Consider the following 24614-nt stretch of genomic DNA (forward strand, 5'->3'; position numbering starts at 1 on the left):
CTAATTTAAACCTAATTCCTTAAAAATTTTCAAGCCATCCGTATTACCTAAAGCCGGTGACGCAGCACGTTCCGGGTGAGGCATCATGCCAAAAACATTGCCCTGTTTATTTTTAATGCCCGCAATATTTCTTAAAGCATGGTTAGGGTTAAATGCTTTATCCACATTACCCTTATCATCACAATAATAGTAAATTACCTGGCTATTGTTTTCAAGCTCATCCAGCACTTTCTCTTCTGCAAAATAACGGCCATCGCCATGCGCTACAGGTATTTTAAAAATATTGCCGGCAGCATTTTTAAGATGAATATTTTTACAAACAAATTGCTGGTTGCCATTTGGCAATAATGCACCGGGCAATAAACCGCTTTCACACAAAATCTGGAAACCATTGCAAACACCCAGCACTTTGCCGCCTTTGTTGGCAAATTCAACCACGCTTTGCATCATCGGGCTTAAACGGGCAATGGCGCCGCAGCGTAAATAATCGCCAAAAGAAAACCCGCCGGGCAGCACTATACAATCATTGGTACTGAACATACTGAGGTCTTTATCTTTATGCCAAAGCATTACCACCTCTTTATTCATGTCGTTTTGCAATGCATCCTGCATATCCCTGTCGCAATTAGATCCGGGAAAAACAACAATGCCAAATTTCATATATAGTTTTTTTATTTTTTACAAATGAATATGCCTGATGCAACTTTACAAAATTAATCTTCCTAATACTAACATTAGCTTAATACTTTGCAAACCAGTTGTTATATATAGAAAGGCCTAAAAGCACCCAAAAGAAAATTACAGGTAAAATATTACGGCTGCTGGCAAATGCATAACCGGTATAAGCAGCGCCGGGCAATATAACCAGTAACAATACCAGCGGATAAGCCTCTTTTATAAAAAACACTGCCGGTAATAAAAGAAGCATGGCAATAAAAAAAACCGACCAGCTTTTGCGCACCTGTATCAATGCGTTAATGCCTGAGCTTTGTACAGAAAAAATGCCCCAAAGTATAATAAGCGTTGAAACGGCAAAAGTTATAATAAACATGATGGGCGGCACCGGCAGTTGAATTATATCGAATATTTGCAGCGGTTTTGGAAGAAATTTTAAGTTGCCTGTTAAGAAAAGATAACTGGCCAGGAAGTAAGCCGGCGTTATTAAACCAAAAAACAATACAAACCATTCATTTATTCTGAAAGACCGCATAATAACTAATGCCAGCAAGGCTATAATTATAAGCGGAAGCATGGGATAATACAATAGTATGGAAAAGCCGCAAAGCATGCCAAAATTAAAAATGGAGGTCTTGGGATTGGGCGCGGCATATAAACGGCAGGCGCTGTATAATATCCATATAAAAAGATTGCAGGCAAATAAAGCCGTGCTTAGCACATTAAACTGTGGCAGCAATGCTGAAAACAACAAAAAGGCCAGCGCTGCCGTATTCGTTTGTTTAGGAAACATGTGCAATGCATTCAGCATAAAATTCAGTTGCATTGCCAGCAGGAAAATTAGAAGGATGAACAGCAACGAAATAAAATAAGGCTGTGCATTTTTTAGAGGCTGCAGTATATAATAAAAATAACCATCAGCGGGAGAAATTATAATATCAGGCGCATGTAAAAGAGAACTTGTATGCAGCCCGAAACAAATAATAATGAGCCAGAAAACTGAAACCGCCGACCTGTCTTTAAATAAGGATATCACTTGTGTTGCTTAAAATTCAATTTTGGCAAAGCAAAGATAATTTCTGTATTGACAAGGGACTAAAACTGAATGGCTGCCAATTTGTTTTAAATACCGAGGCATAAACTGGTAACCTCTGTCAAGGCTTTTGAGCGTAGGCGCTTCCACCCTTTTCCCCTGCGGATCTATGCTTTGTGCCTGCAACAATAATGTTCTTTTTTCAAATTGATTGAAAAGAAAGTTTATTCCATTGGAAGTAATGAATGTGCCGTACCCTATAAAGTTATCCGTATTATCGTCGTATTGCAATTTTGGCACTATGCTGGCCCATTCCATTGCAGCCGTGGAATCAAAAGAAAGTACAGCTATATTGTCTGCATAATAACGGTTTATCTGCGGGCCGCCAAAACCATAAGGGCTCATCCACGGATAAGAATAATAACCAAAAGGGCTGCCATATAAATAATAATTTGAACTGCCCCAATATGGGCTGCCATACATATAATTCCAGCGGTTATTATAAACGCCGCGGCTTGAAGAATAAGCAGCTTCTGAGAGCACGGCAAAACCGCCATCTTTCCTTAATATGATATTTTGCAGGAAGTAATCATTAAATGCAGCACGTGTGGAGCCTTCGCTTTTTGCGTTGCTTTTTAGCTGATCATTAAATTCCAGCAGGTTGGTATTTAAAAACGAATCCGTATGCCGGCTCCACAAAGCGCAATACATGCCGTCAACATTGCCGCGCTTTTGTTTTGTATAAAAAGCTGCAATCAAAACATGCTCATTCACATTATCTACCTTAACCCTTATATCATCCAGGAAAACTTTAGGCATATCAATCGGGTAAATGGAAATGCTGTCATAATTCGGCGGTTTCATCATCAGCGTCATATTTTGTATGGAACCGTTGTCGTTATTGGCAGCGCTGCCGGAAGCTTTTACAAAAACCATCCACCCGTTGTTACCCAAAGCAAATTCTGTGAGAAAATCAACACGCGGCCTTATAGCAATGTGCGCCTCATCTTTATTAAGCAGGTTGAGCGAGGCATCAAAAAGGCTGCGGTTAAATAAATAATTGGTTTCGTTCTTACTGTTTATTTTATAAACACAGATCTTTTGCTTGTCTTCACTATAAATAATATTATAGATTTTATTATTGGCAAAGAAGTTAATTGCGGTAGTGTCTAAAATAACCGGGTCTCCAATTAGTTTGCCTTCGCTGTTCATTTTTGCAGCGGTGCAATACACTATATTTCTTTTTTGGAATTGATATATAAAATAGAAATAATCCCTGTATGCAATAATGTCGGAATTAATAAGCCTGTCTGGCAGAAAATCCATCTTAGGCTTATCCACAAGCTTCATATCATCATCATAAACAGCAATATTATAGGTTGACCGCACTTGCTTAAATACAAGGTACCTGTTGCCTATTTTGCCAATAATATCAAAATTAACAGAACGCACATCATCCCTGTCGGGCAGGGAATAGGTTATTTCCTGCGCGTTTACAACAAAAGAAAAAGCAACCATTGCAACAAGACCGGTAATATATTTTCGGATCATCAATTTCAAAACTTTAATACTAACAAATGTAAGGCTTAAAAAAAATCGGATATTTAAATTAAAGGCTAAAAATTTTCAGCCCTCATATATAACGGGCTTCAAATTATTTCATTATACATTTGTGATGAAATAAATGAATAATCACCTTATACTTCTAAGTGAGCAAAAGCATTAATAAAGTTTCCGCAGCCGGTTTACTTATAGCTTTAGGAATAATTTATGGAGACATAGGCACCTCACCTCTTTATGTTTTCAATTCAATCATTTTTGGCAGGCAGGTAACTGAAGACCTTGTAATTGGCAGCCTTTCATGTATAATATGGACAATAACCGTTCAAACAACCATAAAATATGTGATGCTTATTTTGCGTGCCGACAACAAGGGCGAAGGCGGCACTTTTGCCTTGTATGCCCTGGTGAGGCGACGGCGCAAATGGCTGGTAATTCCCGCAATAATAGGTGGGGCTGCATTGCTGGCAGACGGTATTATTACGCCGCCAATTTCAATTACATCTGCTATTGAAGGATTAAAAAACATTCCTGCTTTTCATAATATTTCAACGGATACCATTGTGTATATAGTGCTTTCTATACTGGTGGTATTTTTCTTTTTACAACAATTCGGCACCAGCTCAATAGGCAAAATGTTTGGCCCTATCATGCTTATATGGTTTACCATGATTGCAATTTTAGGCTGCATACATTTAATGGACGATTTGAGTATTTTTAAAGCCATTAACCCATATTACGCGGTTCATTTCCTGGTGAATTATAAAGGCGCTTTTATTTTATTGGGCGCTGTATTTCTCTGTACAACGGGCGGCGAGGCGCTTTACAGCGATTTGGGGCACTGCGGCCGCAGCAATATCCGTGTTTCGTGGATTTATGTAAAAGCCTGCCTTATAATTAACTATATAGGTCAGGGTTCTTACCTGCTTGCTCACAGAACAGGCATGACGATTACTTCTTCCGTGAAGGAACAGCTGCACCTGAATGCATTTTACGACCTTATGCCTGACTGGTTTGTAATAATCGGCGTGATAATAGCAACCAGCGCCGCCATAATTGCAAGCCAGGCAATGATTGCTGGTTCGTTTACATTAATCGGCGAAGCGCTGCGCCTAAATTTATGGCCCAAACTGAAAGTGAAATACCCTTCTGAAGCAAAAGGCCAGTTATTCATTCCTGCTATGAACCTGCTAATGTTCCTGGGCTGCACGGGCGTTGTTTTGTATTTCAGGGAATCATCAAAAATGGAAGCTGCTTACGGCCTGGCTATTATTATAACCATGATTGCCACAACCATATTGTTTGCCAACTTTTTGGTGCTGCACAGGGTAAAGGCTTTCTGGATATATGTTTTTCTTATCTTCTACCTCATTGTTGAACTAACTTTTCTCGCCGCCTTATCGCACAAATTTCTCGAAGGCGGCTATATAACCATGCTGATTGCCGCCGTGAATTTCATTATTATGTATGTGTGGTACAGGAGCCGCAAGATTAAGAACAGGTATGTGGAATTTGTGCGGCTGGAACATTATATTCCCATGATCCAGGAATTAAGCAATGATAAATCTGTGCCCAAATATGCCACGCACCTTGTTTACATGACGAGCGCCGGCAACCCCAAAGAAATTGAGCATAAGATCATCTATTCCATCCTGAATAAAAAACCCAAGCGCGCCGATATTTACTGGTTTGTGCATGTTGACACGGTTGACGATCCTTACACCTGCGAATATATTGTTGACCACATTATCCCCAACGATATTATCCGGGTTGAATTCCGTCTCGGTTTCAGGGTGCAGCAAAAAATAAACCTCATGTTCAGAAAAGTCGTAGAAGATTTGGTAAATAATAACGAAGTGAATATTACGAGCCGCTACGAAAGCCTGGAACGAAATAATGTGGTGGGCGATTTCCAGTTTATTGTGATGGAAAAATATCTTTCACAAGACAATGAATTGCCTTTCTTTGAAAAGATAATTATGAAACTGCACTTCTGGCTTAAAGAAGCGAGCCTGAGCGAAGAAAGAGGTTTTGGGCTCGACCCCAGTTTTGTAACGGTTGAAAAATTCCCTTTAATGATTTCACAGGTTCCCCAAATATCTTTACGAAGGATTTTTGATGAACCGATTGACGAAAAAACCTCGTAACGTTGCCTGCTGTAATTATTGGATTTAACTTTTGAATGTGAGCAAATACATCAACCGGGTTACAGCCGCCGGCATATTAATAGCACTGGGAATTATCTATGGCGACATAGGCACTTCCCCGCTTTACGTACTCAATGCCATTGTGAATGGAAAGGTTATAAGCGAAAGCCTGGTGCTGGGTTCTTTGTCCTGCATTATATGGACACTTACACTTCAAACCACCGTTAAATATGTAATACTTACTTTAAAAGCCGATAATAAAGGCGAGGGTGGTATTTTCGGCTTATATGCATTGGTAAGAAGGCGAAAAAAATGGCTTGTTTTACCGGCGATGATTGGCGGCGCCGCACTGCTGGCAGACGGTATTCTCACGCCGCCCATTTCAATTACCGCAGCCGTTGAAGGCTTAAGGCAAATTCCTTTTTTTGAAGAAATAACAAGAAGCACCATTGTAATAGTTGTATTGGTAATACTGGCAGCTTTATTTTTTGTGCAGCAGTTTGGCACGCTTTCAATCGCTAAATTATTCGGGCCACTTATGGCTATATGGTTTATTATGCTGGGCGCTTTGGGCATATTGCATGTAGCAGATGACTTTCATATTTTCAGGGCTTTTAGCCCGCATTATGCCATTGAGCTCCTTACAACTTACCCTGAAGGTTTCTGGATATTGGGTTCTGTTTTCCTGTGCACCACAGGCGCGGAAGCCCTGTATTCTGACATGGGCCACTGCGGCCGCAGGAATATCCGCATATCGTGGATATTTGTAAAAACCTGCCTTATTTTAAATTATATGGGGCAGGGCGCATGGCTGCTGGCTAATTATAAAGGCATTGAAATAAGCGGGAACCTTGCCGAATCTTTTAATGCTTTTTTTGGAATAATGCCGCATTGGTTTAGAATGACGGGGATTGTTATAGCCATAATTGCCGCCGTTATTGCAAGCCAGGCGCTTATTTCGGGTTCTTTTACCTTAATAGCAGAAGCGCAAAGATTAAACCTTTGGCCTAAGATGAAAATATCTTATCCCACCGATGCAAAAGGCCAGGTATTTATTCCGGGCATTAATACATTATTATTTATTGGCTGCACGGGCATTGTTTTACATTTTCAGAAATCGGGCAATATGGAAGCTGCTTACGGGCTTGCCATCACTATATGCATGATAAGTACTTCTATTCTTTTTGCTAATTATATAGCAATGAAAAAGGCTGGCAATTTCTGGATAGTGCTATATCTTTCTGTTTATCTTACCATCGAACTTTCCTTTTTAACAGCCAACCTTCAAAAATTCCCGCATGGCGGTTATGTAACATTATTGGTGGGCGGTTTATTATTTCTTGTGATGTACACGTGGTACAGAAGCCGGAAAATAAAGAACAGGTATGTGGAATTTGTAAAGCTTGAACATTATATTCCCTTAATACAGGAATTGAGCAACGATAAATCAATTCCTAAATATGCAACGCACCTGGTGTATTTAACCAGCGCCGACAATCATAAAGAAATTGAACATAAAATCATCTATTCCATTCTTAATAAAAAACCCAAGCGTGCAGATATTTACTGGCTCGTGCATATAGATACACTTGACGATCCTTATACCTGCGATTATTATGTTGAGCATATAATTCCCAACGATATTATCCGCATTGAATTTCGTTTAGGGTTTCGTGTGCAGCAGAGGGTTAACCTCATGTTCAGGAAAGTGCTGGAAGAACTGGTAAATAATAAGGAAGTGAATATTACCAGCCGTTATGAAAGCCTTGAGAAAAATAATATAGTGGGCGATTTCCAGTTTATTGTGATGGAAAAATTTCTCAGCAACGATAACGACCTGCCTTTTTATGAAAAGCTGATTATGAAATTTCATCTTTGGCTGAAAGACTTAAGCCTGAGCGAGGAAAAAGGCTTTGGCCTCGACCCCAGTTCTGTAACCATTGAAAAATTCCCATTGATAGTTTCACCAACGCCGCCATTAAAGCTTGAAAGAATTGAAACCGGGCATGATTGATGATTGGCAGCAGGAATATTTTTAAAATAATCAATGCTCAATACGCAATGTTCAGGTTGTGCATTAAATAACCATTTCCCTTACATTATTATCAATCAGCAGTTTGCCGGCGGTTTTAGTTTTCACTTCTTCCACGCTTACCCCGGGCGCAAGTTCTTTCAACAAAAAACCTTCAGGTGTAATATCAATAACGGCAAGTTCAGTAACCACTTTTTTTACACATGCAAGGCCGGTTAAAGGCAAAGAACACTTTGATAAAAGTTTGCTTTCCTCCTTTGGGTTTGTATGCTGCATGGCGACAATTATATTTTTTGCGCTGGCCACCAAATCCATTGCACCGCCCATGCCTTTTACCATTTTACCGGGTATTTTCCAGTTGGCTATATCGCCTTTTTCGCTTACTTCCATTGCGCCCAAAACTGTAAGGTCAATTTTACCGGCGCGTATCATTCCAAAACTTTCTGCACTGTCAAAAAAAGCCCCACCTTTAATTACGGTTACCGTTTCCTTTCCGGCATTAATCAGGTCGGCATCTATATTTTCCGCGGAAGGATAAGGCCCCATGCCTAAAATACCGTTCTCACTTTGCAATACCACTGTTACCCCTTCGGGAATAAAATTGGAAACGAGAGTGGGAATGCCAATACCCAGGTTTACATACATGCCATCTTTCAGTTCTGCGGCAATGCGTTTTGCTATACCATATTTATCTAAGGCCATAATTTTTAATGTATAATTTCTGATTTGATGAATGATGATCTGCAATAATTCGCGCTCCTGCATTTAGAATTGACAACTGACGATTTACGGACCTTCTATCTTCACCGTTCTTCTTTCAATGCGCTTTTCATAATTACTGCCCTGGAATATGCGGTGCACATAAATGCCCGCAACATTAATATGATCAGGGTCAAGCTCGCCAGGTTCCACCAGCTCTTCCACTTCCGCAATTGTAATATTACCGGCTTTAGCCATTGAAGTAGAAAAATTTCTTGTGGTTTTATTGAAAACAAGGTTACCCATTGCATCGCCTTTCCAGGCTTTCACAAAAGCATAGTCTGCATGCAGGGCATATTCCATAAGATAATGTTTGTTATTAAACACACGCACTTCTTTACCTTCCGCCACTTCGGTACCATAACCTGCAGGCGTAAAAAAAGCAGGAATACCCATGCCGGCCATTTGTATGCGCGTAGCCAGTGTGCCCTGCGGAATAAGGTCGACTTCCAGTTCGCCGGACAGTAATTGTCTTTCAAATTCTGCATTTTCACCAACATAGCTGCTCATCATCTTTTTTATTTGTTTTGTTTTAAGCAGCAGGCCCAGGCCAAAATCGTCAACGCCCGCATTGTTGGATATACAGGTTAATTGTTTTACATCTTTCTTTTTTAAAGCAGCAATCAAATTTTCGGGAATACCGCAAAGGCCAAAACCGCCAAACATAATAGTGGCGCCATCTTTAATATCGGATATGGCAGCAGCCGCATCATCAAAAACTTTTTTCATATATGAGCAATGTTAGATAATGCAAGGTAAAACTCTCGCTTCATAGCAAAAAACAATGCCGGTAAAACGGAGGAATGCCTTAAGAGCCTGAAAGCAATCGTTCACCAACAAATTTCCAACGTTCACAGAGTTGGCCGGCATAAAAGATTACCAACTTATATTTTTGTATAAATTCCAAAACCGTATCACTATGAAATTAAAACTTTACCTCTTATTATTATTCATATCTTTTTATACTTTATCCTGCCAGAAGGAGTTAATTAAAACAACTACAACAACGCCTCCTCCTGTTACTGATACAACCGGTACAAATAACGACGGCGATACTTCCATTGATAATTCTATTGTGGGAACATGGCAGTTTGTTTCAATGGAAGCAAAAACCAAAAGTTCATCCGAAACAATAACAGGAAATATTAACCAAAGAGTGGAAACTTTTTTAGATTATCTTTCTACAGACAATGCGGGTTCAATTGTAATAAGCGACACCTCCATGAATTGTACAGGCCTCACTTATAAAGTTTCCAGCACAATCAAAACATACAGGTATCATAACAATGTTTTATTAGATTCCCTATTTACGCCTTATGAAACCACGTTTCCTGCCACAGATTCCTATACGCCGTACTGGATGACAACCGAAGACTCCATATTTTTCAGAAAGGGTGGCTTTTCCAACGTATCCGGCTCAAAATACCAGGTTAAATCTTCTGCAGCTAAACTGGACCTGAAAGGAGATGTGCTTACATTTATACAGCCGATAAAAAAAGATACTGTTGAAAATATTGCCGGCATAGATCAGCATACAATAATAAGCGGCATTGCTATAATCAAACTTAGCAGGCAGCGGCAATAACTTCCCTATTTAATTATATATTCTTACAATTTTAACCCTTGCATTGAAATGCAGAGGGTTTTATTAATTTGCGGCATGCAGATAATCCCGCTAAGCGAAGGTGAATTTACAATTGACAAGTCTAAAATTTTTATTCCTTTTGATAAAGAAAAAGATGAATTGCAGGCAAGAAGCACCGGCAGCCTGCTGGTTGAAGTGCAGCCTTTTATAGTAATAACAGAAAAAGACATATTGCTGCTTGATACCGGCCTAGGTTTTATGCAAAACCACCAGATGCAACTGCACAAAAACCTTGAAGAGCAAGACATAAAGCCGGGAGATATAACCAAAGTTTTATTATCGCATTTGCATAAAGACCACGCCGGCGGCATAAGTTATAAAGACAACCTCGGCCATTATCACCTCTCTTTTCCCAATGCTGTTTATTATGTGCAGCAGGCAGAGTACAACTTTGCAATGAGCACGGGCTTTCCTTCATTTATGACGGAAGAAATTTCTATTCTTGAAAATAATTCGCAGGTTGTTTTTTTAAATGAGAATGAAGGGAATATTGACGGCTATATTCATTATAAAATAACCGGCGCACACAGCCCGCACCACCAGGTTTTCTGGATCAAAGAAGGAGATGAAACCGTTTTTTTTGGTGCTGATGATGCGCCGCAATTGCAGCAAATGAAGCACAGGTTTGTTGCCAAATATGATTACGATGGCAAAAAAGCAATGGAGCTGCGCCGGCAATGGTGGGAAGAAGGCAACAAAGAAGGATGGTTGTTTTTGTTTTATCACGATGTAAAAACGCCTGTAACGGTTGGCCGGTAATGTGTGCAGCATAATATGAAGCAAAAGAAATTGTTCAGGGAGTTATTATTGAAATGGCATTATGGAGAAAATAAAAGAGCCATGCCATGGAAAGGCGAAAAAGATGCTTATAAAGTTTGGCTGAGCGAAATAATTTTACAGCAAACAAGGGTGGAGCAGGGATGGAATTATTACGAAAAATTTATTCAGCAATATCCTACGGTTATTCAATTGGCCAATGCAAAAGATGAAGCCGTTTTTAAACTTTGGGAAGGCCTCGGATATTATACGCGTTGCCGTAATTTATTGCATACTGCAAGGGTTGTAAGAGATAATTACAACGGCAGGTTTCCATCTGATTATAATGCAATTTTAAATTTAAAAGGTATAGGAAACTATACAGCCGCAGCCATTGCGTCTTTTTGTTTTAACCAGCCTTATGCTGTGGTTGATGGCAATGTGCTTCGTGTGCTTTCAAGATTTTTTGGTATTGAAAATCCAATCGATTCTACTGAGGGCAAAAAGCTTTTTTCAAAACTGGCACAGGAATGCCTTGATGCAGCCGGCCCCGGCGAATACAATCAATCCATTATGGATTTTGGCGCCACTGTGTGCAAGCCTGTTCCGGTATGCAGGCAATGCCCGCTTCAAAAGAACTGCATAGCTTTCAACACAAACAAGGTTGGCATTTTACCGGTAAAAGAAAAAAGCATCAGGAAAAAGGAAAGATGGTTTACTTATTTCGTTTTTTCATATAAGGATAAAACTTTTGTGCAGCAGAGAACAGCAAAAGACATCTGGCAAAACCTTTATGAATTTTATCTCGAAGAAACTTTAACCGATCCCGCATGGAACCATCAAAAAATAAAACACTGGCTGCATAAAAAAAACATCTTTCCTTCAAAGGAAACCGTAATTATTCCGGCAAAAAAACAGGTGCTTACACACCAGGTTATTCACGGATATTTTATTCTCATTGAACCTAAAACGCTGCCATCAGCGTTAAAAGGCGCCTGGCTCAGTAAAAAAGAAATAAAGCATAAAGCCTTTCCGCAATTCATACATCAATTTACAGGTAAAACAAACCTTCAATTGCAGTTTTTGTAGAACAAACCAACAATACATGCAGAATTTATGTAAACTGTAAAAGCATTTTGAATTCGCATATAAAAATTTATTGAGGTTTAACTGCTTCTGCATTATTTACTTTTTCTGTACTTTTAGATTCATTAATTTATTACGCTGAACTAAATTTAATCTTATGCGAGGAGTAAACAGAGTAATGCTGATTGGGAACCTGGGCAAAGATCCGGAATTGCAGTGCCTTGAAAAAAACATCAGCGTAGCAAAATTTCCGCTTGCTACCACAGAAACACACAAAGACAAAAATGGCAAACTTATTTCACAAACAGAATGGCATATTATAGTATTGTGGAGAGGCCTTGCAGAACTCGCACAAAAATACCTTCACAAAGGAAGCCTTATTTATGTAGAAGGGCGCCTGCGCACACGCAGCTGGGAAGACAGGGATGGTAATAAAAAATTTGCAACAGAAATTGTTGCTGATAACTTAATAATGCTTGATAAACGAAGTGATGGCGGTAATAGCTTTACTACACCTTTACCTCACGACACAGAAAATCTGGAAGATTTTAATTCAAATAATGATTCGCCGGCGGATGATGAACCAACCGGCACATTACCCTTTTAAGTATTTTGCAGGAAGTTATATAAGATTGATGTAAAGCATCGTAACGAAAACTTTATAATTTGGAAATTCCATCGCCGCTATTTTCATTTTTGCAGATACAACATGCCATTATTGATTCGCAGGCAACCACCGTACTTGTTTTTTTACTTATTGCATGTATGTTATTGTCATTTGTTGTATCGGGTGCCGAGGTGGCATTTTTCTCTCTTAACTTTAAAGAAATTAATCTTCTTAAAACAAAAGAACAGCCCTATTACAAACGCATTGTAGATTTACTTGAAGACCCCAAAGGCCTGCTCGCTTCCTTATTAATTGCAAATATTTTTTCCAACATTGCAATTATCATTATATCAAACCAATTGCTTGATATTGCATTTCAGTTAAATAACCCGCCTGCTTTTATTGTTCAGTTTTTAACCAAACTGGTTATTGTTTTGGCCATTATTATATTGTTCTGCGAAGTTATTCCCAAGATATATGCTAACCAGAATAACATCAGGTTTCTTAAAAATTTCGGCCTGCTTACCGAAGGCATTTATTATCTTTTTCATGGCATGGGCAACTGGATGCTTAAATATTCAGATGTTATAGAAAAGAAGCTCTCCGATAAAAACAAATCCCGGTACAGCATGCAGGAACTTGACCATGCTATTGATATAACAACCAACAATGCAGCATCTGAAAAAGAAAAAAATATACTTAAAGGCATAGTAAAATTTGGCAACATTGCCGTAAAGCAAATAATGCGCACAAGGCTGCATGTAAACGGCATAGAATATAATACATCGTTCAGCGATTTATTAAAGCAGGTGGAAGAACTGCATTACAGCCGGCTGCCTGTATATAAAAACAACCTTGATGAAATTGTTGGCCTGATAAATACAAAAGATTTATTGCAGCACTTAAATAATGCAGATGATTTTGACTGGCACAGTTTACTCAGGCCCATTGCTTTTGTGCATAGCCATAAACTGATTGATGACCTGCTGCATGAATTTCAGCAAAAGCGCATTCATTTTGCCGTTGTGGTGGACGAATTTGGCGGCACCAGCGGTATTGTAACGCTCGAGGATATTTTGGAAGAAGTAATTGGAGATATACATGACGAGTTTGATGAAGAAGATATTGAATATACCAGGGTTGACGACAATAACTATATTTTTGAAGGCAGTATAATGATTTATGATGCCTGCCGCATTATGCAGCTTCCGCCAAATACATTCGATCCCGTAAAAGGAGAAAGCGATTCACTTGCAGGGCTTGTGCTTGAAATAGCCGGTGAAATTCCGCAGCAAAACCAGGTTATTACCAGCGGCGATTTTGAATTTATTGTCCTGGAAATTAATAAGAACCGTTTGCAAAAAATTAAAATCACTATTAAGCCACAGGATGATTAGGGTAAAACGGTCAACAGTCAACGGTCAACGGTCATCGGTCAACCGTCAACCGTTATTAGTCTTTTTCCTGCTTTTTGTTTTCTTTAGCTGCAATTCGCCTTACATACCAAAGCCAACCGGCTATTTTAAAATTAATTTTCCTGAAAAAAAATACCAGGAATTTAATAAGCCCGGCTATCCATACACGTTTGAATACCCGGTTTATGCAAACGTAATAAAAGACACTACCTTTTTTGATTCTTCCACAGAAAACCCGTGGTGGGTTAATGTGGATTTTCCTCAATTCAATGCCCGCATATATTTAAGCTATAAAATTATCGGGCAATATAAACTGGACAGCCTGCTTAATGATGCATATAATCTTACCAACAAACATTCCATAAAAGCATCCTTTATTGATGATTCAATCATGAATATTTCCAATAATGTTCATGGAACTTTTTTTAAGGTTGAAGGAGATGTTGCAACGGCTGACCAGTTTTTCTTAACCGATTCAACAAAAAATTTTATAAGAGGCGCTTTATATTTTAATGCCACGCCTAACCAGGATTCTTTGCGGCCTGTAAATAATTTCCTTGTGGAAGATATGAAGCACCTGATTAATACATTCCGTTGGAAATAGTTTACTGATTGATTTGTTGAACAACGATAAATGTGTAACCATTAAACAAGTTTATCTTTTAATTTTGCCGTTTGATATTTTATAACATGATTGCAATAGACAACAAATTAGTGAGCGACGAAATTGTGGAAAAGCAATTTGTTTGCGATTTAGTGAAATGCAAAGGTGGCTGCTGTGAAGATGGCGATGCCGGGGCGCCACTGGAATTAAATGAGCTGGATGAACTGATTCACAGCTATGAAATTGTAAAACCCTATCTTACCGAAGCCGGCATACAATCCATTGAAGAGCATGGTAAATATGTATATGATAAAGAGTTTGGATGGGTTACGCCAACCATAAAAGGTAGTATGTGCGCTTATGGTTTCAAAGATGAGAACGGCATAATAAAATGTGGTATTGAGAAAGCTTATAATGAAGGAAAAATCAGTTGGAAAAAACCAGTAAGCTGCCATCTTTTTCCCATCCGTGTAAGTAAAAGCAAGGAAGATGAAGACCTTGAATATTTAAATTATGAACCGCGCCCGGATTTATGCAGGGCCGCATGTAAACTGGGCAAACACCTGAAGGTTCCCGTGTATATTTTTTTGAAGGAATCCATCATCCGTAAATATGGGGAAGAATTTTACAATGCGCTGGAAGCCGCAGCGCAATATGCTGAAGCAAATAAATAATTGCCGTTAAATATTTTTTATCAGGGAATTTGCCACAGATGCACAGATATTATTTGTACATCTGCGGCATTCACGTTTCACGATTGACTATTCACGAAAAATACTCACCACTCACCATTTGAGCCAACTATCGGACTTGAACCGACGACCTGCACATTACGAGGGTGCTGCTCTACCAACTGAGCTAAGTTGGCTGATAGATTTCTTTATAAAAACTCAAAAATAGAAATTAAAAATTATCGCGTCGTACATTCGTTGCCATGTTACCGGAATTTTTAAAAGAACTCTTTGCCAATCAGCAATACGACGAAAATAATTTCTTTTTGATAGCAGGCCCCTGTGTTGTAGAAGATGAAGATTTATTAATGGAGGTTGCCGATAAAGTTTCAGGCATATGCAAAAGGTTGGGCATTCCCTATATTTTTAAATCAAGCTATCGCAAAGCCAACCGCACCAGCGCTAATTCTTTTACAGGCATTGGCGATGATAATGCCTTGCATCTTTTACAAAAAACGGGTAAGCATTTTGGCCTTCCGGTAACCAGCGATGTACATGCGCATGATGAAACAGCAGAAGCTGCAAAATATATTGACATATTGCAAATTCCGGCTTTTTTATGCAGGCAAACAGACTTGTTGCTCGCAGCCGGAGATACCGGTAAAATTGTGAATGTAAAAAAAGGGCAGTTTTTAAGCGGCCCGTCTATGAAGTTTGCGATTGAAAAAATTAAATCAACCGGCAATAATAAAATTATACTTACTGAACGCGGCACAACTTTCGGCTACCAGGATTTGGTGGTTGATTATCGCAACATCCCCTGGATGCAGGAACAAAATGTACCCGTTGTGATGGATTGCACGCATAGCCTTCAACAACCTAATCAAACAAGTGGCGTTACGGGCGGCAACCCGCAATTAATTAGCACCATAGCCAAAGCGGCTATTGCCACCGGGGCGGATGGACTGTTTATAGAAACGCATCCTAATCCTGCCAAAGCCAAAAGCGATGGCGCCAATATGCTTCATTTAAGCTTGATAGAAGACCTGCTTGAAAAACTGGTGAAACTGAGAAAAGCTGTAGTAAGCTTATAAATATTTAAGCGGGTTTCTCCTCGCCGATAAGATATATTTCTTCATGTTCAGCCAAAAAGCCATCACCATATAAACAATTATCGGTGAGCCCATGGTTAAAAAAGAAATATAAATAAACCACATGCGTATGCGGCTGGTAGAAATGCCAAGCCTTTCGCCTAAAGGTTCGCACACGCCAAACGCACGCCACTCAATAAGCTGTTTAAGTTTGTACATGTTTGCAATTTAGAAAAAATAATTTTCCTTCAGAAGCATTATATTTTCTTTTTAACTGTTCATTTCTGTTTTACGGTATTGAAATGTAAATTTGCCCGGTTCTTACTAAATATTGTTTTTTTGCCGGCAGTTGATACGTTGTGGCGTCGTCCCTTGTGTCACTCCCTTGTACTTTAGGTTTTTCAAGCATCTTTTAAATATACCACACATGGCATTTGATATTGAAATGATTAAAAAAGTGTACAGCCAGTTACCAGATAAAATTGCTGCAGCACGAAAAGTTCTTAACCGTCCATTAACCTTAGCAGAAAAAATCTTATTCGCCCATCTTTCTCCTGAACAAGCGCTTGAAGCATTTGAGCGCGGAAAAAATTATGTAAATTTTGCACCGGACCGCGTTGCCATGCAGGATGCAACAGCACAAATGGCGCTTTTACAATTTATGCAGGCAGGCAGGCCCAAAGTTGCCGTGCCGTCTACTGTGCATTGCGACCATTTGATACAGGCAAAAGTTGGCGCTAAAGAAGATCTTGCCAATGCACTTACTGTAAATAAAGAAGTGTACGACTTTCTCGCTTCTGTTTCTGATAAATATGGCATTGGTTTCTGGAAGCCCGGTGCAGGTATTATTCACCAGGTGGTATTGGAAAATTATGCATTCCCCGGTGGTATGATGATTGGCACCGACAGCCATACGCCCAATGCCGGCGGCCTTGGTATGATAGCCATTGGCGTTGGCGGCGCCGATGCCTGCGATGTAATGGCAGGATTACCCTGGGAATTAAAATGGCCTAAGCTCATTGGTATAAAACTTACCGGTAAAATGAGCGGCTGGACGAGTGCAAAGGATATTATTTTGTGGGTGGCCGGGCAGTTAACCGTTAAAGGCGGCACCGGCGCTATTGTTGAATATTTCGGCGAAGGCGCCGATAGTTTCAGCGCAACCGGCAAAGGCACTATTTGTAATATGGGTGCAGAAATAGGCGCCACCTGCTCTTTATTTGCCTATGATGATAAAATGTCAGCTTACCTCAAATCAACTGCAAGGGCTGATATCGCAGAGCTCGCAAATGGAATAAAAGAACATTTGCGTCCGGATGCTGAGGTATATGCAAATCCTGAAAAATATTACGACCAGGTACTTGAATTAGATTTAAGCACACTGGAACCGTATGTAAATGGACCGTTTACTCCCGATCTTGCAACACCAATTTCAAAAATGAAAGAGGCAGTTGAAAAAAATGGCTGGCCTGCAAAACTGGAAGTTGCTTTAATAGGCAGTTGCACCAATTCTTCTTATGAAGACATCAGCCGTTCTGCTTCTATTGTAAAAGATGCGGTAAGCAAAGGTTTGAAGACAAACAGCGAGTTTACCATCACGCCCGGTTCAGAGCAGGTTCGTTTTACTATAGAAAGGGACGGTTTTATCAACGATTTTGAAAGTGTTGGCGGTGTTGTGCTGGCAAATGCCTGCGGGCCATGCATCGGTCAATGGGCAAGGCACGTAGAAGATCCATCCAGGAAAAATACCATCATTACTTCTTTCAACAGAAACTTTGCCAAGCGTAATGATGGTCTTGCATCAACGCATGCTTTTGTAGCTTCTCCCGAAGTAGTAACCGCTATGGCTATAGCAGGCACAATCGCCTTTAATCCACTCACAGATAAATTAAAGAATGATAAAGGCGAAGAAATATTGTTGAATGAGCCACAGGGATACGAGTTGCCGCCCAAAGGTTTTGCAGTAGATGATCCGGGTTTCCAGGCGCCGGCAGAAGATGGCAGCAACGTACAGGTTGCAGTTGACCCGAACTCGCAGAGGCTGCAATTGCTTGCACCTTTCAAAGAATGGGAAGGTACAGATTTGAAAGGCCTGAAGCTATTAATAAAGGCAAAAGGGAAATGTACAACAGACCACATTTCTATGGCAGGCCCGTGGTTAAAGTTCCGCGGCCATTTGGACAACATTTCCAATAACATGCTGATAGGCGCCATTAACTTCTTTAATAATCAAACTGATTCTGTAAAGAACCAATTAACCGGTGAATACGGCTCCGTTCCTGCAACACAAAGAACTTACAAAGCCGAAGGTATAGATACTATTGTGGTGGGCGATGAAAACTACGGTGAAGGAAGCTCCCGTGAGCATGCAGCCATGGAACCGCGTTTTCTGGGCGTACGTGCCATTCTTGTAAAAAGCTTTGCACGCATTCACGAAACCAATCTGAAGAAACAGGGAATGCTCGGCCTTACATTCGCTAATAAAGATGATTACGATAAGATTCTTGAAGACGATACTTTTGATATTGTTGGTTTAACATCATTTGCACCTGGTGTACCGTTGCATGTTGTAATTCATCACAACGATGGCACTTCTGAAACAATTGAAGTAAACCATACCTATAACGAACAACAAATTGAATGGTTTAAGGCAGGCGCCGCATTGAATATTATACGTAAGAAATTTAATGCATCTGCAGTTTAGCTTATTAATGTATTTAGTAGGTAACAATTATGCCCGGGCAACCGGGCATTTTTTTATGGTTTTAATACTTAAATAGAATTATAGTAAAAAATGTTTTAGGATTATTGTTTACTTTGTTATCATGTTTGGTGTAACCATTCTTGGAAATAATTCTGCATTGCCCGCTTACAACCGGCACCCCACAGCACAGATAATAAGTTTAAACGATCAATTGCTTTTGATTGATTGCGGCGAAGGCACTCAAATGCAAATGAACCTGTATAAAATTAAACGCAGCCGCATCAATCATATCTTCATCTCTCATTTGCATGGCGATCATTATTTTGGCCTGCCGGGTTTAATAACGAGTTATGGATTATTAGGCCGCGTAACCGATTTGCATTTATATGCGCCGGCACCATTAAAAGATATTCTGGATATGCAGCTTAATGTTGCAAGCACCATTCTTCCCTATAAATTACATTTTCATTTCCTGGAAAAAGAAGAGATAATTGTGGATGAAGATAAATTCTCCGTTGAGTGTTTTAAAGTATTTCACCGGATAGATTGCTGGGGATTTTTATTTCGTGAGAAAAAGAGCCCAAGAAAAATAAATATTGAGGCAACAACACGACACAATGTGCCTGTAGAATTGTTCAAACAACTGAAAGAAGGCCGCGATGTGATGGTAAATGACAATCTTATAAAAAATGAAGACCTCACTTTTGCAAACAGGCCGCCCAAAAGTTATGCGTTCTGCGCCGATACAATATATACGGAAAGCCTCTCTGAAAAAGTAAAAGCTATTGACCTCCTTTACCACGAAGCCACTTATTTGAAAGATAAAGCAGAAAAGGCAGCCAGCCGTTTTCATTCAACCGGGGAGCAGGCAGCCATGCTTGCAAAACTTTCCAATGTAAAAAAATTATTGATTGGCCATTTCAGCAGCAGTTATGAAACGCTTGATGAATTTTTAACGGAGGCGCAAGCCGTATTCCCCAATACTCAGTTAGCCCTGGAAGGGCAAACTTTTATTATATAAGTACTTATATAATTTCATTGCAGCAGCCATCTGTAAAAATCAGGAAATTCCTGCCGCCAGTATTTTTCATTATGCTGGCCTAAAAAAAAAATAACATCCTGCATCTCGCAACAGTTTTTCGCTTTAATAATGTTGTACATTTTCTGCATGTCGCGAATCATGGAAGCGCTTTCCTTTTCACCGGCATATAAATAAATACGAAACTTTTTTTGCCATTTTACATTCGCAACATCATTATAAAGTTGCGGCGTTAACCAGAATGAAGGAGAAAAAACACCTGCACCGCCAAACACATCAGGATATTGCACCAATGCATATAAAGAAATCAACGCGCCCATGCTGCTGCCTGCAATAAATGTGTGCGGTGCATCCTTTTGTGTGCGATAATTTTTATCAATAAAAGGTTTTAATGTTGTTGCAATAAATTCAAGGTATTGCTTCCCCTCTCCTTTTCCATACTTCGTATCGTCATAAGGATTGTATTCATTCATACGTTTATCGCTGCTGTTATCAATGCCCACAACAATACATTCTTTACCACCTTTCTTTGCCATTGAATCAAGTGTTTCATCAATACCCCATTCACCGGCAAAAGCTGTTTGTTCGTTGAATAAATTTTGCCCATCCTGCATATACAATACAGGATAAGTATTTGTTTTTAATTTATTATACGATGGCGGAAGATAAATCCATATACGCCTGTAGCGGTTTAACTGCGGCATAAAAAAAGCAGTATCTATAACATGCACATTCGCTGAAGCCGTGTTAGGCTTAGGTTTTTCAGGCGCCGCATCTTTCCATCCTGCAATGATAATATTGATGGTTGTATCGCCCTTTACATTTGCCATCCGGTTATCAATATCGTCGCCTTTTGCAGTTGTTTCCACTTTATCCCAGCTTCCTCTTGTAAACTTAAATTCGTAATGCCCGGTATCAACATTCATTACAATAACACGGCGGCTGCCGCCAAAAGGCTTAAGCTTCCATTTAATATCAGCAGGGTTCCAGTCATTAAAATTGCCTGCAATAAAAACTTCATCCTGCGGTTTTGTTGCAACAGAAGATACAACAATGCGTACCATGTATTGTGCTCTTAAATAACTGGTGCAGCAAGTGAAAACAACAACGCCAATCAAATACTTCATACTATCAAAATATATTTATAGAATGATATTAAACAAACAGCATATAAAATTTAAATACAATTAACAACTACCGGCCACGTTTTGCCTGTTGTATCTTTAAGAATGATTCAAATGCATTTAATGGGAAGCTGCTGAGATTTTGTGCAGCAGTTATACCAGCCTTTTGTGCAGCCAGCACGCCATATTTTGTATGCTGAAAAGCTTTTACAGAATGCGCATCAGGATTTATTGATATCAATACATTTTTTTGCGTGCAATAATCAAGATAGCGCCAATCCATATCAAGCCTTCGTGGGTTAGCATTTAATTCCACAACAACATTATGTACCGCACACGCATCAATAATTTGTTTATGATTAACGGGATAACCGGCGCGGCTCAACAATAATCTTCCCGTACAATGGCCAAGTATGGAAGTGAACGGGTTTTTAATAGCATTCAACAAACGCATCATGGCCTTTTCTTCATTCATTTTTAAATTGGAGTGAACGGATGCAATTACAATATCAAATGAAGCAAGCACGTCATCATCGTAATCAAGACTGCCATCGCCCAATATATCGCTTTCAATACTTTTAAAAATTTTAAACGGCTTAAGCTTTTCATTCAATTCATCTATCTCTGCATGTTGCGCCTTTAACCTTTCAGCCGTTAAACCATTCGCATACACTGCGGTTTTAGAGTGATCACTTATCACGAGGTATTCAAGCCCTGACTTAATAGCGGCATTTGCCATTTCTTCAATAGTATTATTACCATCACTCCACTTGGAGTGGCTGTGAATAATAGCTTTAATATCTGTGGGCTGAATAATTGCAGGCAGGTTATTCGTTGCAGCTTTTTCAATAATAGTTACAGCCTCTCTTAAATAAGGCGGAACAAACTGAAGCCTGGCCTGTTCAAAAATTTCCTCTTCTGATGTATAAAAAAACGACTGACCGGTTAGCGCTTTTTTATTCCATTCTTCCAGGAAACCTTCACTGCAGGAAGTTTCAAACAAACGCTGAAAAATCTTTTCTTCTTCAGCATGATAAAAATACAGGAGTATATTTTCTTCCTTTCCCTGGAAAACAGAAGTTGCCGCATCAAGCTTTTCTGTTACAAAATTGTGTTGCAATAAATATTCCTGCAAAAGTGCCGCAGGCGCATTGGTAACCCATTCAAGCTTATCAATGGTTTCCATCTGCCTGCGAAAAATACCGGTGCTGAAAAACCTGTAACCGCTAAAATTATTTTTCAGTATGCCATCCAGTTCATCAGCCAGCTTTTCCACCTGTGCATACAAATAACTGCCGATATTATCCAGGAAATACTCAATGGCCTCCTGTATGCTTTTCTGTGTTTTCTCCCCAAAACCTTTGTAAAGCGTAAGCCTGTTTTCGTTGCAGGCATATAACAGTTCGCCAACCGTTTCTATGCCCATTTCTTTCCATATAACCGTTACCTTTTTAGGGCCAATACCTTTAATATTCATCATTTGCAATACGCCGGGCGGCGTTTTTTCTATCAGCCTGGTTAAATCGGTTATTTCACCTGTCTCCAGTATTTCAACTATTTTTTTAGCCGCCGAATCACCAATACCTTTTATGGTTGCATACTTTTCAGCAGGAATTTCAGCAAGCTGCTGCGGCAGCTTATCAATTGTAAAAGCAGCAGCACTGTATGCTTTTGCTTTAAAACTATTGCCGCCATGCACATCGGTTAATTTAGCAAGCAGCGAAAACTGGTCAGCAATAAAAGAGTTATCTGCAGTCATTATTTACCTGATATAATATTAGTATATAAAACCGGCAGGAAGATAGTAATAATGCGCATAATGCCTGCGCATAAAAAAAGGCGGCAATGTGCTGCCGCCTTACGATTAAAACATACATCAACTGCTTAAATCTGTATGTTCAAGTTCCCCGATTGCTGTCCCCTGCCTATGGTTGTATAATTCCATGAATTTAAAATATTGCCTTGTGTATTATAGATAACCTTATAATATACTTCAAGCGTTTCCCTTTTATCATTCACATTGGGAATGGAAATCTGCTGCATCATAGGGTTGCCTGATGTGGGAAAATCTTTCAGTTCGGTTGGCTGAAATGTATGCTGCCAAACTGTATCCCTTTTATTGTGTTTAACCCTTAACACAGTTACTTCAAGCGTGGCTGTGGTGTTTTTATAAACAGGCGCCACATAGCTGGATGTTTTATACACTTCCACATTAATACTTTTACTTACTGTTTTTGCTTCCATTATATTTTTGGAAGTAAAGAAACCGATGATGCTTAAAAAGCTGAGAGCGGTTGCTGTGATGATTAATTTCGTTGTCATATATAGTTCGTTTTTTGTTTTTTTAAAATTGGTTATGCCAGAATATTTTCAAAGCGAGTACCACAAGGCTTTTTGCAAGCGAAATGGTAAAAAATCACAATTGAGCGGTTTTATAAAATGATGAATGGCTGAAAATAAAATCAAGGCAACCCATCACTGTACGGAAGCGTACAACAATTGAACGGAAATACAATTACTTTAAAGTGAAAACCCATGCGTATTGCAGCGAAACATAAGAACAGGCTGCAGGTTGTTTTAATTTCCGGGATATATTTTAATTGTTTGCAACGGTTTATCGCATTAGGTTGTCAGGAGTTTGCAGGAATGTTTTTCCTTTTATGAAAATTCACCCGGAAGTTCCTCTTCGGCCGTTGCTAACCTGGTTTTTATAGAACTTCACATAGTATTTCAGCTTTAGGTACTTTTCTTAGCCAGATAAATTGCTGTAATAACGTTATGCAGTATAAATTTGGCCGTCTCCGTTTATTTATTATCCAAGCTTGTTTAGCATGAACGTATACAAAAACCCATGGAAGATTACAGGTAAAAAAGATATTTACGATAATCCGTGGATAAGCCTTACAGAATACCAGGTTATCAATCCCTCAGGCGGTAATGGCATTTATGGCAAGGTTCATTTTAAAAACCAGGCCATTGGCATTGTGCCTTTGGATGATGATTTGAGCACCTACCTTGTTGGCCAATACCGCTTTACCATCGATGAATATAGCTGGGAAATACCCGAAGGCGGCGGGCTGAATGAAGACCCGCTTATTGCCGCACAAAGGGAACTGCTGGAAGAAACGGGCTTAAAAGCTGAACGCTGGCAAAAAATAAGCGAAATGTATTTAAGCAATTCAGTTACAGATGAATACTGTATTATTTTTATTGCAAGAGGCCTTACGCAGCATAAAGCCATGCCTGATGAAACAGAACAACTGATCATAAAAAAACTTCCATTTGAGGAAGCTTATAATATGGTGATGGAAGGAAAAATCAAGGACGTAGTTACCGTATCCGCAATATTGAAAACGAGGATATTACTGCTGGAAAATAAAATATAAGCCCCGGAAACAACGGAAACGCATCTGAGAATTACGAAATGCCATCTGGGAATTGCGGAATGACATCTGAGAACTGCGAAATGACATCTGGGAATCGCGGAATGTCATCTGAGAGTTACGGAATGCCATCTGAGAGTTGCGAAATGACATCTGAGAATAACGGAATGTCATCTGAGAATGACGGAATGCCATCTGAGAGTTACGGAATGGCATCTGAGAACTGCGAAATGCTATCTGGGGAAGTGCAGAATGCTATCTGAGAGTTACGGAATGCCATCTA

The 24614-nt window shown here is 39.5% G+C and carries 22 protein-coding genes and 1 tRNA gene; 13 read left to right on the top strand and 10 right to left on the bottom strand.

Translation table 11 applies throughout. The features are described from left to right. The 3 genes from purQ to BM015_RS08605 form a co-directional block, all read right to left on the bottom strand. Positions 1 to 660, bottom strand: coding sequence for a phosphoribosylformylglycinamidine synthase subunit PurQ (gene purQ / locus BM015_RS08595; RefSeq protein WP_090657347.1), 660 nt, complete (start codon positions 658 to 660; stop codon positions 1 to 3). Between the two features lie 79 nt (positions 661 to 739). Then, positions 740 to 1711, bottom strand: coding sequence for a hypothetical protein (locus tag BM015_RS08600; protein WP_090657349.1), 972 nt, complete (start codon positions 1709 to 1711; stop codon positions 740 to 742). A gap of 9 nt (positions 1712 to 1720) precedes the next feature. After that, positions 1721 to 3262: a hypothetical protein gene (locus tag BM015_RS08605; protein WP_143075801.1), complete on the bottom strand. Its 1542-nt coding sequence runs from the start codon at positions 3260 to 3262 to the stop codon at positions 1721 to 1723. Between the two features lie 155 nt (positions 3263 to 3417). On the opposite strand from BM015_RS08605, the gene BM015_RS08610 reads away from it, so the two are divergent. After that, on the top strand, positions 3418 to 5415 hold the full coding sequence (locus tag BM015_RS08610) for a KUP/HAK/KT family potassium transporter (RefSeq protein ID WP_090657353.1): 1998 nt from the start codon (positions 3418 to 3420) through the stop codon (positions 5413 to 5415). Positions 5416 to 5452: 37 nt separating this feature from the next. Beyond that, positions 5453 to 7429 carry a KUP/HAK/KT family potassium transporter gene (locus tag BM015_RS08615; RefSeq protein WP_218148459.1) on the top strand — a complete coding sequence of 659 codons (1977 nt, stop codon included), beginning with the start codon at positions 5453 to 5455 and terminating at the stop codon, positions 7427 to 7429. Positions 7430 to 7492: 63 nt separating this feature from the next. On the opposite strand, the gene BM015_RS08620 is transcribed toward BM015_RS08615, so the two are convergent. Together BM015_RS08620 and BM015_RS08625 are read right to left on the bottom strand one after the other, a co-directional pair. Beyond that, on the bottom strand, positions 7493 to 8149 hold the full coding sequence (locus tag BM015_RS08620) for a 3-oxoacid CoA-transferase subunit B (protein WP_090657664.1): 657 nt from the start codon (positions 8147 to 8149) through the stop codon (positions 7493 to 7495). Between the two features lie 84 nt (positions 8150 to 8233). Next, the gene (locus BM015_RS08625; RefSeq protein ID WP_090657357.1) at positions 8234 to 8935 is read right to left on the bottom strand and encodes a CoA transferase subunit A; all 702 of its coding nucleotides are present in this window, start codon (positions 8933 to 8935) and stop codon (positions 8234 to 8236) included. Between the two features lie 190 nt (positions 8936 to 9125). Here BM015_RS08625 and BM015_RS08630 point away from each other — a divergent pair, with 190 nt between their 5' ends. The 7 genes from BM015_RS08630 (at position 9126) to BM015_RS08660 (ending at position 14993) form a co-directional block, all read left to right on the top strand. Continuing rightward, a complete protein-coding gene (locus BM015_RS08630) occupies positions 9126 to 9791 on the top strand; it encodes a hypothetical protein (protein WP_143075802.1) in 666 nt (221 codons plus the stop codon). A 75-nt stretch (positions 9792 to 9866) separates the two neighbouring features. Continuing rightward, positions 9867 to 10610, top strand: coding sequence for an MBL fold metallo-hydrolase (locus tag BM015_RS08635; protein WP_090657666.1), 744 nt, complete (start codon positions 9867 to 9869; stop codon positions 10608 to 10610). Positions 10611 to 10625: 15 nt separating this feature from the next. Beyond that, positions 10626 to 11696 carry an A/G-specific adenine glycosylase gene (gene mutY / locus BM015_RS08640; RefSeq protein WP_090657361.1) on the top strand — a complete coding sequence of 357 codons (1071 nt, stop codon included), beginning with the start codon at positions 10626 to 10628 and terminating at the stop codon, positions 11694 to 11696. 154 nt (positions 11697 to 11850) lie between these two features. After that, positions 11851 to 12300 (top strand): single-stranded DNA-binding protein, encoded by a 450-nt coding sequence (locus BM015_RS08645; protein ID WP_090657363.1) that lies wholly within the window; start codon positions 11851 to 11853, stop codon positions 12298 to 12300. Positions 12301 to 12359: 59 nt separating this feature from the next. Further along, a complete protein-coding gene (gene gldE / locus BM015_RS08650; RefSeq protein ID WP_245751316.1) occupies positions 12360 to 13697 on the top strand; it encodes a gliding motility-associated protein GldE in 1338 nt (445 codons plus the stop codon). Beyond that, positions 13690 to 14319: a gliding motility lipoprotein GldD gene (gene gldD / locus BM015_RS08655; protein WP_090657365.1), complete on the top strand. Its 630-nt coding sequence runs from the start codon at positions 13690 to 13692 to the stop codon at positions 14317 to 14319. The genes gldE and gldD overlap by 8 nt, the downstream gene beginning before the upstream one ends. An 86-nt stretch (positions 14320 to 14405) precedes the next feature. Then, positions 14406 to 14993, top strand: a complete 588-nt coding sequence (locus BM015_RS08660; protein ID WP_090657367.1) for a DUF3109 family protein — start codon at positions 14406 to 14408, stop codon at positions 14991 to 14993. Between the two features lie 121 nt (positions 14994 to 15114). Here BM015_RS08660 and BM015_RS08665 read toward each other — a convergent pair. Further along, positions 15115 to 15187: transfer RNA gene (locus BM015_RS08665), tRNA-Thr, on the bottom strand. 66 nt (positions 15188 to 15253) lie between these two features. On the opposite strand from BM015_RS08665, the gene kdsA reads away from it, so the two are divergent. Continuing rightward, positions 15254 to 16084, top strand: coding sequence for a 3-deoxy-8-phosphooctulonate synthase (kdsA, locus tag BM015_RS08670; RefSeq protein ID WP_090657369.1), 831 nt, complete (start codon positions 15254 to 15256; stop codon positions 16082 to 16084). On the opposite strand, the gene BM015_RS08675 is transcribed toward kdsA, so the two are convergent. Continuing rightward, a complete protein-coding gene (locus BM015_RS08675; RefSeq protein ID WP_090657371.1) occupies positions 16079 to 16300 on the bottom strand; it encodes a PspC domain-containing protein in 222 nt (73 codons plus the stop codon). The two genes, kdsA and BM015_RS08675, sit on opposite strands and share 6 nt — an antisense overlap. A 208-nt stretch (positions 16301 to 16508) precedes the next feature. Between BM015_RS08675 and BM015_RS08680 the strand changes: the two genes are divergently transcribed. Continuing rightward, positions 16509 to 18785, top strand: a complete 2277-nt coding sequence (locus BM015_RS08680; RefSeq protein WP_090657373.1) for an aconitate hydratase — start codon at positions 16509 to 16511, stop codon at positions 18783 to 18785. A gap of 121 nt (positions 18786 to 18906) precedes the next feature. Then, positions 18907 to 19806 carry a ribonuclease Z gene (locus BM015_RS08685; protein ID WP_177191855.1) on the top strand — a complete coding sequence of 300 codons (900 nt, stop codon included), beginning with the start codon at positions 18907 to 18909 and terminating at the stop codon, positions 19804 to 19806. A gap of 14 nt (positions 19807 to 19820) precedes the next feature. On the opposite strand, the gene BM015_RS08690 is transcribed toward BM015_RS08685, so the two are convergent. The 3 genes from BM015_RS08690 to BM015_RS08700 form a co-directional block, all read right to left on the bottom strand. Next, on the bottom strand, positions 19821 to 20951 hold the full coding sequence (locus BM015_RS08690; protein ID WP_090657376.1) for an alpha/beta hydrolase: 1131 nt from the start codon (positions 20949 to 20951) through the stop codon (positions 19821 to 19823). A gap of 67 nt (positions 20952 to 21018) precedes the next feature. Further along, positions 21019 to 22707, bottom strand: a complete 1689-nt coding sequence (locus BM015_RS08695) for a helix-hairpin-helix domain-containing protein (protein WP_090657379.1) — start codon at positions 22705 to 22707, stop codon at positions 21019 to 21021. Positions 22708 to 22832: 125 nt separating this feature from the next. Next, on the bottom strand, positions 22833 to 23270 hold the full coding sequence (locus tag BM015_RS08700; protein ID WP_143075803.1) for a hypothetical protein: 438 nt from the start codon (positions 23268 to 23270) through the stop codon (positions 22833 to 22835). Positions 23271 to 23779: 509 nt separating this feature from the next. Here BM015_RS08700 and BM015_RS08705 point away from each other — a divergent pair. Continuing rightward, on the top strand, positions 23780 to 24334 hold the full coding sequence (locus BM015_RS08705) for an NUDIX domain-containing protein (protein WP_090657382.1): 555 nt from the start codon (positions 23780 to 23782) through the stop codon (positions 24332 to 24334). Positions 24335 to 24614: the final 280 nt, after the last annotated feature.

This window comes from Parafilimonas terrae (assembly GCF_900115755.1).
In the GTDB taxonomy this organism is placed as follows: domain Bacteria; phylum Bacteroidota; class Bacteroidia; order Chitinophagales; family Chitinophagaceae; genus Parafilimonas; species Parafilimonas terrae.